This is a genomic window from Microbacterium sp. CPCC 204701, assembly GCF_004010105.1.
Taxonomy (GTDB): Bacteria; Actinomycetota; Actinomycetes; order Actinomycetales; family Microbacteriaceae; genus Microbacterium.
Map to the genome: position 1 here is coordinate 1 of NZ_RRYE01000614.1, position 1,138 is coordinate 1,138.

A 1,138-nucleotide genomic window follows, 5' to 3' on the forward strand; every position below is an offset into this window, starting at 1 on the left:
GGTGGTCAGCAGCTCCGCGAGCCGGTCGAGCGTCGCCTCGGCGCCGTCGCCGTCCGCGCTGAGGGTGACGTAGTCGCCCTGCTCGACGCCGAGCGCGATCACGCCCAGGATGCTGGCGGCGTTCACCGGGCTGCCCGAGTCCTTCGCGATGGTCACCGAGATGCCGGCATCCTTCGCCGCCTGCGCGAACAGCTTCGCCGGGCGCGCGTGGAGTCCATGGGACGAGCCGATGCGGACCGTGCGTGAGATGGGTGGCATGTCGTGACCTCTCTGTCGTGGCTGGGTCGTTGCTGGCGGGTCTGGCTTGGTGTCATTCGGGCGCGGTGTCCGCGGCCGGAAACGGCCCCCCGAGGCCTCCGACCGCGGCGTGCACCAGATCGAGCGTCCGCGTGCCGTCGAGATCCCGGAAGATGTCGGTCGGCAGCAGCACCACCGTCGTGCCCCGTGCGGCCGCATCCCGCTCGATGCGTTCCAGCGCATGCGTGAGATGCGGACCGACGAGGACGACGTCGGCGGCATCGAGATCGATCGGAAGCGACTGCTCGGTGCCGGCGAAGGCGGTGTAGGCGAGGCCCCGGTCGTGAGCGGCGTGGCGCACACGCTGTGCGACGAAGGTGCTCGAGGCACCCGCTCCGCAGACCACCAGGATCCTCATCGACCCGCCTCCTCGTGATCTCATTCTTGTGAGAATGCTGGGAGGGGACAACCAGTGCTTCTTCCGCGGGGGCGGAAACGCCGGGCCGCGCCTGCGGTGGGCGTGATTGACTGGGCAGCGTGACCCGAGCTCGACAGGACCGTGTGCTCGGTCTCCTCGTGCGCGACGGGGACTGGGTCACGGCATCCGCGCTCGCCGACGCGCTGGGCGTGACACCCCGCAGCATCCGGTCGTACGTCACGGCCGTGAACGCCCGGGTGGTACCCGGTGTCGCGGTGGAGTCGGGGCTGCAGGGCTACCGCGCAGGACCCGACGCCGCGACCGCGCTGCGCGCCGCGGGCGAGGCGGGCACGCCCCGCGACCGCCTTCACACCCTCGTACGAGCGCTGCTCGACAGCCCCGACGGCGTCGACGTGTTCGACACGGCCGACCGGCTGCACGTGTCGCCCGCGACCCTCGACGCCGACCTCGCCCGCGTGCGAG

2 protein-coding genes and 1 pseudogene are annotated in these 1,138 nt (G+C 71.7%); 1 reads left to right on the forward strand and 2 read right to left on the reverse strand.

Going from position 1 to position 1,138, the window contains the following annotated elements:
• Positions 1-258 (reverse strand): HPr family phosphocarrier protein (locus tag EIO58_RS18315; protein ID WP_164861888.1); only part of this gene is annotated, 258 nt, incomplete at its 3' end.
• Between the two features lie 52 nt (positions 259-310).
• The gene (locus tag EIO58_RS18320) at positions 311-655 is read right to left on the reverse strand and encodes a PTS sugar transporter subunit IIB (protein WP_127820595.1); all 345 of its coding nucleotides are present in this window, start codon (positions 653-655) and stop codon (positions 311-313) included.
• 119 nt (positions 656-774) lie between these two features.
• On the opposite strand from EIO58_RS18320, the pseudogene EIO58_RS18325 reads away from it, so the two are divergent.
• Positions 775-1,138 (forward strand): annotated as a pseudogene (locus EIO58_RS18325) (HTH domain-containing protein); the annotation flags it as partial.

Excerpts from the sequence above, each read along its gene's own strand:
- EIO58_RS18320 (WP_127820595.1), bottom strand. The coding sequence starts at position 655 with ATGAGGATCCTGGTGGTCTGCGGAGCGGGTGCCTCGAGCACCTTCGTC.